This window comes from Microcoleus sp. BM001215392 (assembly GCF_036700185.1).
GTDB lineage: Bacteria > Cyanobacteriota > Cyanobacteriia > Cyanobacteriales > Microcoleaceae > Microcoleus.
In genome coordinates this window covers 1-8,019 of the sequence record NZ_JAUBOJ010000362.1, presented here as the reverse complement: position 1 = coordinate 8,019, position 8,019 = coordinate 1, and the positions used below count along the sequence as shown (strand labels likewise).

9 protein-coding genes are annotated in these 8,019 nt (G+C 43.0%); 4 read left to right on the top strand and 5 right to left on the bottom strand.

Annotated elements, in window-relative coordinates:
* Nucleotides 1–92 precede the first annotated feature (92 nt).
* Complete coding sequence (locus tag QT974_RS27765; protein ID WP_333471625.1) at nt 93–317, top strand: HAD family hydrolase; 225 nt, start codon at nt 93–95, stop codon at nt 315–317.
* Nucleotides 318–396: 79 nt separating this feature from the next.
* Here the strand turns inward: QT974_RS27765 and QT974_RS27760 are convergent, their stop codons facing one another.
* Together QT974_RS27760 and QT974_RS27755 are read right to left on the bottom strand one after the other, a co-directional pair.
* A complete protein-coding gene (locus QT974_RS27760; RefSeq protein WP_333471624.1) occupies nt 397–1,566 on the bottom strand; it encodes an AAA family ATPase in 1,170 nt (389 codons plus the stop codon).
* 257 nt (nt 1,567–1,823) lie between these two features.
* A complete protein-coding gene (locus tag QT974_RS27755; RefSeq protein ID WP_333471623.1) occupies nt 1,824–2,633 on the bottom strand; it encodes an RNA ligase family protein in 810 nt (269 codons plus the stop codon).
* Between the two features lie 198 nt (nt 2,634–2,831).
* On the opposite strand from QT974_RS27755, the gene QT974_RS27750 reads away from it, so the two are divergent.
* Nucleotides 2,832–3,701, top strand: coding sequence for a prohibitin family protein (locus tag QT974_RS27750; RefSeq protein ID WP_333471622.1), 870 nt, complete (start codon nt 2,832–2,834; stop codon nt 3,699–3,701).
* Between the two features lie 236 nt (nt 3,702–3,937).
* Nucleotides 3,938–4,357, top strand: a complete 420-nt coding sequence (locus QT974_RS27745) for a peptidylprolyl isomerase (protein WP_293186298.1) — start codon at nt 3,938–3,940, stop codon at nt 4,355–4,357.
* Nucleotides 4,358–4,428: 71 nt separating this feature from the next.
* Here the strand turns inward: QT974_RS27745 and QT974_RS27740 are convergent, their stop codons facing one another.
* The 3 genes from QT974_RS27740 to QT974_RS27730 all read right to left on the bottom strand — a co-directional run bounded on the left by QT974_RS27740 (nt 4,429) and on the right by QT974_RS27730 (nt 7,620).
* Nucleotides 4,429–5,574 carry a restriction endonuclease gene (locus QT974_RS27740; RefSeq protein ID WP_333471621.1) on the bottom strand — a complete coding sequence of 382 codons (1,146 nt, stop codon included), beginning with the start codon at nt 5,572–5,574 and terminating at the stop codon, nt 4,429–4,431.
* Nucleotides 5,575–5,578: 4 nt separating this feature from the next.
* A complete protein-coding gene (gene yhdJ, locus QT974_RS27735) occupies nt 5,579–6,430 on the bottom strand; it encodes an adenine-specific DNA-methyltransferase (protein ID WP_333471620.1) in 852 nt (283 codons plus the stop codon).
* 65 nt (nt 6,431–6,495) lie between these two features.
* The gene (locus tag QT974_RS27730) at nt 6,496–7,620 is read right to left on the bottom strand and encodes a THUMP domain-containing class I SAM-dependent RNA methyltransferase (protein WP_333471619.1); all 1,125 of its coding nucleotides are present in this window, start codon (nt 7,618–7,620) and stop codon (nt 6,496–6,498) included.
* Nucleotides 7,621–7,623: 3 nt separating this feature from the next.
* Between QT974_RS27730 and QT974_RS27725 the strand changes: the two genes are divergently transcribed.
* Nucleotides 7,624–7,815: a hypothetical protein gene (locus QT974_RS27725; RefSeq protein WP_333471618.1), complete on the top strand. Its 192-nt coding sequence runs from the start codon at nt 7,624–7,626 to the stop codon at nt 7,813–7,815.
* Nucleotides 7,816–8,019 lie beyond the last annotated feature (204 nt).

The following is an 8,019-nucleotide window of genomic DNA, read 5'->3' as shown; positions in this document are numbered from 1 at the left end:
AAAGTCCGAACGATCAAACCTTATAGAGGACTAAAGTCCGAACGATCAAACCTTAGGTTCGTAGTGGGGACTTTAGTCCTGGATTTGCTGCTTTGAGCAAATTGCAGATGGAAGCGAGTCAGGTTGTGATGTTAGCTGATACTCCTTACGATATCGAAGCTGCGAGCAAGTGCGGGGTGCCAGTAATTGCTTTTAGGTGCGGAGATTTCGATGATGCTTCGCTGACTGGTGCTGCGAAAATTTACGCTCGTCCTGCTGATTTGTTGGCGCATTATCAGGATTCTCTGTTAGGGAAAAAGGAGTTGGTAGCGCCTTGAGCAAATACGGGCGATTCATCGAGAGGGATAGCTTCTTTAATAGCTAGGACGAGGCTCAGAGCAACGTCCTAACATTTGATTAAAAGGGCTTTTGCAAGAAGTCTACAATCCATTCTACCTGATGCGCTTCGGTGATATCTGGGATATCCAGGCGATTAGCCAATCGTTGAATTACCGCTTCTGGGACTGTTGCTGTGCGCGATCGATTCCGCCTCAAGATTTCCTCCAAGGGAACTTCCAGGTAAACAATCCGAATACGCACTTGATAACCAGCAAAGAAATTAATTAATTGCTGGCGCATTTGTTTGGTCGTATTGGTAGCATTCCACACAAAAGAACGTCCCGATTTCATGTATTCCCGCGCACGATTTTTAGCTTCCACGATGACATTTCCGGGAGTTTCATCGGGAGGAACATTCATCTCTTTTCGCAGCGCGTCCAAGGAAATAACAGGCCAATTGGGTAGATTTTCTCTAATCCAATAATCTTTACCGCTTCCGGGTAATCCCGACATCAAAACAACTTCGCATCGAGTATCGTCAAATGCTTCATAATCTGGGTTCCCGTTGTCTTTGCGGAAGTAGATAAATCGGCTGTGGGCTGACGGGAATTGTCGCGGAGAATCCAAACAATTATTTTCTTGACAAAACTCCCGAAATAGCTGTATTTTATCCAGAATTTCTTGTCTGTCGCTACACTCGCGGCCGCGCACGTCTGCTTCTGCTAAAAGTGCGAGGAAATCGCAGCGGACAACTTGACTGGCCTTAATTACAGACTGCTGCGGGTTGGGTTTTTCCAGCAGCCAGATGGGTAAACTGCCGAATTGGACGATCGCGCAAACAGTCTCTCGAATGCTAAACTGCACCGGCGGGTCAAATTGAGCTAAAATTTGTCTGACCATCCTCGCACCTTGACGGGCGTGACCTTTCGAGCTAATTCTGCCATTTTCTTCTATCTTTGTAAAAGCAGGTTTGGCGACATCGTGGAGCAAAGCCGCAGCAAAAAGCATTGAGCGTTCTTGTACAGAAAGCTGCCGCCAATTCGGCAAAAATATTAAAGCTTCGCAGACCATTTTGGTATGAATTAAAACATCACCTTCAGCGTGATAAATCGGGTCTTGCTGACATCCTTCTAAGTTTTGAATCCAATCAAAATGATTGTAAATGCTCTCCCAATCCAGGAACCAATCGGGCGGTTCTGGACAAAAGGGAAAAGTCCAAGTTGCAGAGTGTGATAATAGAGCAGCCATAGTTTCACCTATTTGTTATTTTCTTAATTTCTTAGTCCGCGGAGGCGGACATGGTTTGTGTGCCCGTAAACTCCGCGGTTTCAACCGCCGACTCTTATTTATTAATTTCTTAATTTCTTAGTCCGCGGAGGCGGACATTGTTTGTCTAGCAGCGGTTTCAACCGCCGACTCTTATCTATTAATAACGCAATCTCTTAGTCCGCGGAGGCGGACATGGTTTGTGTGCCCGTAAACTCAGCGGTTTCAACCGCCGACTCTCATCTAAACTCAAATAAATCAGCACCCGGACGCAAAATATTCGGTACAATCGGGCGATTCAGCCAATGTCCCTCCGCATTTTTAATTGCAGTCAAAAAGCTAGCGCGCACGTACTTATAACGCGCCTTGACAATTCCATCTGCTTCGACTTTAATATACAGACCCTCCATGCGATCGCTATTATCAGTCTCTTTCAAACACCGCTCTTCATCCAATCCCAATTCCCGACACTGCAAGCGCAACCGCTCCAAATGCCCCGGTTGAATAAAATTAGATTTATCCATCAACTGCATCAAGTGCTTGGGCGATTTTACCACTCCCGAAAACAGAACAGGAACTGATACTAACGGCAATCCGCTTAACAACTTGCGGCGGGCTTCTGTACTCAAAAACTGACTTGTTTCCAAGTCCAGCACATCGTATTCCATAAAAAAGTGCGGCAGAAAATCATAAAAAACCGTATGTTTTGCATAAAGCCATTCGCCGTACAAAATATAACGATTTCCCAGCACTTCTCCCAGGACTCCGCTGAGACTGAAAGCCCACTGTTTGAACAAGTTAAAATGTTTTTCTCGCGGGCCGCCGGTGAGATAGTGGCCGCGACTTTGCAGCAGCATTTGCCCGTCTGAGGCGAAGCTGATGCCTGTATTGGCGCCGTCTACCTTTTCTTCGATAATTAAAGGGCGATCCTCTCCGAGGGCTGCGCTAACGGCAATAGCGCTAAACGGCACGCTGTCGAGGTCTTCATCACCCGGCTGGAAACGCGAACCTTCGATATGATAAGTTCTAGGATATTTAACAATTTTCATAACCGATTTTAGATTTGAGACTTTAGAGGCGCTCCCATTCATCAGACTAGATTGTGAAAGTCTTTTGAATCAAATTTTGGGGACAGGCTAGAAGCCCATCCCACCCAAAATGTGGGATGGGCTTCTAGCCTGTCACGATCGTTTTCACAAGAGGTATATTAACCATTATAATAGATGTATCACAAAGGAGCGTATATTTTGAAAAGTCAAAGTTTCCAGAGCGTAACGTCAGCGATCGCTGGGATTCTATTAGTAGTCGCGCTGCTCCTGGGCTTCAACTCTTTTGTTGTCATCAATCCAGGTGAAGCAGGGGTGGTTAGCATTTTAGGAAAAGCCACTGATGGAGCTTTGTTAGAGGGATTTCACTTCAGACCCCCGCTGATATCCAAGGTAGATGTCTATGATGTCACAGTGCAAAAGTTTGAAGTTCCCGCCCAGAGTGCTACTAAAGACCTTCAGGATTTAAATGCTAGTTTTGCGATCAATTTTCGCCTAGATCCAGCAAGGGTAGTCGATGTCAGAAGGACTCAAGGAACCTTGGAGAATATAGTCTCTAAAATTATTGCTCCTCAGACGCAAGAAGCATTTAAAACAGCCGCTGCGCTGAGAACCGCCGAACAATCTATTACTCAAAGAAGCGAACTGAAACGAGACTTTGATAGTGCACTGAAGGAACGGCTATCAAAGTATGATGTAATTGTGCTCGACACGAGCGTTGTCAACATTCGATTTTCCACAGATTTTGCCAAAGCAGTTGAGGAAAAACAGGTGGCCGAACAGCGGGCGCAAAGGGCTGTTTATGTTGCTCAAGAAGCTGAACAGCAAGCTCAAGCTGATATTAACCGCGCTCAAGGTAGGGCGGAAGCTCAACGGCTTTTGGCAGAAACTCTGAAGGCTCAAGGCGGCGATTTGGTGCTGCAAAAAGAGGCGATCGAAGCTTGGAGAAGCGGCGGCGCTCAGATGCCAAAAGTATTGGTTATGGGTAGCAATTCGAGTCGGGTTCCTTTCATTTTTAATATGAATGATATGCAGGAAGAACCCGATCGCCCAAAAGCGATCGACAATTAAAATAGCACTTACCCTCTAAACCCTTGTTTCTGGGAAAATGTTGGCTTTGCTAACCACAAATCTCGCCAGAAACCGGGTTTGCTCAGAAAGCCGGCCCAAGTCCTATGAGATTTGCCGGAGTATGCTACACTTCTGAAAGTTAAAATATAGTGACAGCTTGCAACCTGTCGCTATTAAACCAAAGTCCGCAATTAAAACGCAGACACCGCACTCATTTTAGGAAGCAAGGAGAAATTATGACCCGCGCTATTATGGAAACCGACAAAGGTACAATCAATTTGGAACTGTTCGATGCGGATGCGCCGAATACAGTGAAAAATTTTGTTGACTTGGCGGAAAAAGGTTTTTACGACGGACTATTGTTTCACCGAGTCATTCCTAACTTTATGGTTCAAGGTGGCTGTCCCAAAGGTACAGGAACTGGCGGGCCCGGCTACAAAATCAAGTGTGAAATCAACTCGAACAAACATTTGGCCGGCACTTTATCGATGGCTCACGCAGGCCGCGATACTGGTGGCAGCCAATTCTTTATTTGCCATTCTCCCCAGTCTCATTTAGACGGAGTTCACACAACTTTTGGTAAAACTGAGGATATGTCTGTGGTGAATGCGATCCGCCAGGGCGACAAGATTATTTCGCTCAAAATCGAGCATTAATTTTCAGTAATTAGTGACGTTTGTAGTAAGGACTTTAGTCCTTATTGCAAACAATATTAGTTGAAATTGAATCATTCATCATCGAGGGAAGTGTCTAACAGTTCAATTTCTAAATTTTCTTCCTCGTCCTCATAATTAAATTCCAATCTGCTCTGCTTGATAATTTCATTTAATATATTATTTAAATACCCTTTGGCAACAGCTTCTTCAAATCGGTCTATCAGAATAGCAACATTGATTATTTCTTCTATACATTCCATATAACGCGACACGATCGCATTTATTGAATACTGTTTTCGAGCCTGCGCTTCAATTTTACGTCTAATCTCAATATCGGAATCTGAAGATTTAACTACAAATGTTATCGGATACCTTTCAATTTTATCAATGTCTAAGAAATATTTATTCATATCTACAGTTTCTGTTACCTGAAAAAAACGTCCTAGAGGCTTCATTACAAAATCAATTCCGCCATCATTTGCATTTGTCCGACCTGTTTTAAACAGTTGTAAATTTTCTTGCTGGAGCCTATCAAGCTCATAACCCCAATAGATATATATGTCACTATAGTAGTATTTTAAGATACTGTAGCTGACTATCTCGAATATTCTAGCATCTACAGTTGGTGCAACTATTTGTTTGATAAATTGTATTACTTGGTTCTCCGTCAATGCTTGAGCCTCTTTACAAAGTTGCAGAAACTTGTCAAAGCTATCTCTCTTAGCTTCAACGTAAGCATCAATGATTTGAATTACTGTTTCTGTTATATTATGTACCTTTTCCTGAATTTTAACTTTTAATAAATTTTCGTTAAACCAATACCTGTTAGTTTTTGGATTTCTCAAAACTGGAATAAAGTCACAAGTAGGAAAATATCTTTTAAATTCTTCATTAAGCCTGTGGTTCAAAGCATGGTTTTGAAGCTTTTGTCCAAACGGTAATTCGCGCTGTCTCTTAAAAATATTTGTATAAACTGCACCCGCATAATCTGAATACATATCGCTTTGATGAAAACCTTTTAAAAAATAGTCTTCAACTAAAACATAGATAGCATACAAATTCGCAAAACTCCCTCTTGATTTTGAGCCTCTATTTGCAGATTGAGTTTTGATATTCAAATATTGAATTAGCTCGCTTGCAGTAAATATTTGCTCGCCAGACGCGCCAAAATTTTCTGCTAAAATCTGCTTAATTATTTTGGTGAATTCATGTTCCATTTGCTCACAATTGTAAGTTGAGTGTTAACTGTTGTGGTGACATTTTACCTGAATTGACTTCGGAATTTTGCTTGTTTTTCTGGTCATCAGAATTAATCTGTAACCTATTCAATCCTATTTGTACATATTTTTCTTGTAATTCTATTCCGATTGACTTTCTCTTAAGCTGTTTGGCAACAAATGATGTCGTAAAAGTCCCAGAAAATACGTCTAATACAACGTCTCCCTCATTACTGCTTGCTTTGACAATTCGTTCTAACAAAGATGTTGGTTTTTGGGTAGGGTGATCTTCATACTCAGGCATACGATATCTGACTCTCGGAAACTCCCATACATTACCTGGAACTTTTTGAGAATTATATACTGATGGTGTAGACTTGCGGTAATCAATTAGTTTTCTGACTGAGCCGGTTTTTGCCTCTACCAGAATATCTGAGGAATTAAATGTATAATTTCGTTTGTCTTTGACACAATATAAAATAGGTTCGTACAAAGAACCGTAGTATTTTTTTGCTTGGACTCCCGAGCTGTCATAGTACCACACTATTCGTGAAAGAATTGTCAAACGATCGCGCAAATATAAATCGAAGTAAGGCATACATTGAGTTGAAGCCATGAGATACAAGCTGCCGTTGTGCCTGAGCTTATCAATACATAAATTCAACCAGGTATAACTCCATTCTAAATAATCGCTCTCTGATTCCCACTTATCTTTAAAACCATTGAAGTCTTTGCCAATATTATAGGGAGGATCGGCAAAAATCAAATCGACTGAGTTGTCTTTAATTTCATGAGAAAGGACTTCTAACACATCTCCCAATATGAGCTTGTGTCTGTCTACTTCAAAGATTTTCATTTTGCCTAACCTTTTCCAATCAATACGTCATTTTGTCAGCTAGAGTTGATATTTACTCGAACTCCTCAATACAATTCATACTTGAGCAAGGTACAGGGAATCGAGCCATTAAAAACCGGAATTCGCTTCGATGTTCTGAGTCCAACCTGTTTTCCCAACTCCTTATTTCCGGTCAAAATAAACGCATTCCAACCTTTAAAACGCTGTTTGAAAATATCGCCCAACATCTTGTACAAATCTCCCAATTCGCTAGCATCTCCCAGGCGCTCTCCGTAGGGAGGATTGCAAATCAAAATGCCTCTATCTGTCGGTGGTTCCAACTCGGATAATTCGGTACGAGCAAACTTGATTTTACCTGAAATACCTGCTTGCTGGGCGTTAGTGCGAGCTTGATCTAACATATCAGAATCGCGATCGCACCCGGCGATTATTTCTGGAAGTTCCGGCAATTCGCTGCTCTCTGCTTCAGCCCACAATTTATCCCACAAAGGTTCGTCAAAATCGCGCCACGTCATAAATCCAAACTTTTCACGAAACAATCCCGGCGCAATGTTCAAGGCCTTTAAAGTCGCTTCCAAGGGCAAAGTTCCGGAACCGCACATCGGGTCTAAAAATGGTAAATCTGCCGTCCATTCTGCCATCTCTAATAGGGCCGCAGCGAGGGTTTCTTTGAGCGGAGCCAGCCCCATTGCGGGGCGGTATCCCCGGCGGTGCAAACTGCCGCCGGAACTGTCTAAGCTCAAAATAGCGCGGTCTCGATGGATGTGAAGGTTGATGAGTAAATCGGGATTTTCGACATCAACATTGGAACGTTTGTTAAATTGCAGGCGCTGTTGGTCGGCGATCGCATTTTTGACCTGCAATGCTGTAAAGTGGGTGTGATTTAAATTTTCGTTGCCACCGGTGCAGTTCACGGCTAAAGTATTGTGAGGCTCTAGGTATTCGTCCCAAGGAATTTTCTGGACTTCGCGGTAGAGCATATTTGAGTCGTAACACCGGAATTCGGCGATCGGCATGAGCACTCGAAAAATTGTTCTCGACCACAGATTGACGCGGTACAATAAAGCGCGATCGCCCGCGAAGTAAACTCCTGTAAAATCGGGCTTGACATCTTGCGCCCCTAAACTTTCTAATTCTTGGGCGGCAATTGTTTCTAAACCGCGCGCAACTGTAGCAAAATATTGATTCATTTAATGGGGAATGGGGAATGGGGAATGGGGGATGGGGAATGGGGGATGGGGAATGGGAATCGGGGAATGGGGAATCGGGGAATGGGGAATGGGGAATTGGTAACTAAGGACAACAGACAACTCACTATAGTAGCTGGTTTTAATCCTAATTCTCAAAAAAAATACTATCCTTTCACGATAATTTACTGGTATTGATCTCTGAGGGGGGCGGGTTGAGGAGATTTTCGATTGGAGGCTATTGTTGTTGGTGAATCCGCCCCTACAGGTTGTGGGAAATGTATGACTTACAAACTGTCTCTGATATCGTTTCCGGTAGCATCGGAATTATATATTTGGATGCCAAGTGCGAGCGTCTCGCTCGCGATATCTGTCGCGAGGGAGACGCTCGCACTATATATA

Bases quoted from the DNA above. Each gene is read 5' to 3' on its own strand.
- QT974_RS27725 (WP_333471618.1), top strand. From the start codon at position 7,624: ATGGGGAATGGGGAATGGGGAATGGGGGATGGGGAATGGGGGATGGGG.
- QT974_RS27745 (WP_293186298.1), top strand. From the start codon at position 3,938: ATGACCCGCGCTATTATGGAAACCGACAAAGGTACAATCAATTTGGAA.
- QT974_RS27755 (WP_333471623.1), bottom strand. From the start codon at position 2,633: ATGAAAATTGTTAAATATCCTAGAACTTATCATATCGAAGGTTCGCGT.
- QT974_RS27730 (WP_333471619.1), bottom strand. From the start codon at position 7,620: ATGAATCAATATTTTGCTACAGTTGCGCGCGGTTTAGAAACAATTGCC.
- QT974_RS27760 (WP_333471624.1), bottom strand. From the start codon at position 1,566: ATGGCTGCTCTATTATCACACTCTGCAACTTGGACTTTTCCCTTTTGT.
- QT974_RS27740 (WP_333471621.1), bottom strand. From the start codon at position 5,574: ATGGAACATGAATTCACCAAAATAATTAAGCAGATTTTAGCAGAAAAT.
- yhdJ (WP_333471620.1), bottom strand. From the start codon at position 6,430: ATGAAAATCTTTGAAGTAGACAGACACAAGCTCATATTGGGAGATGTG.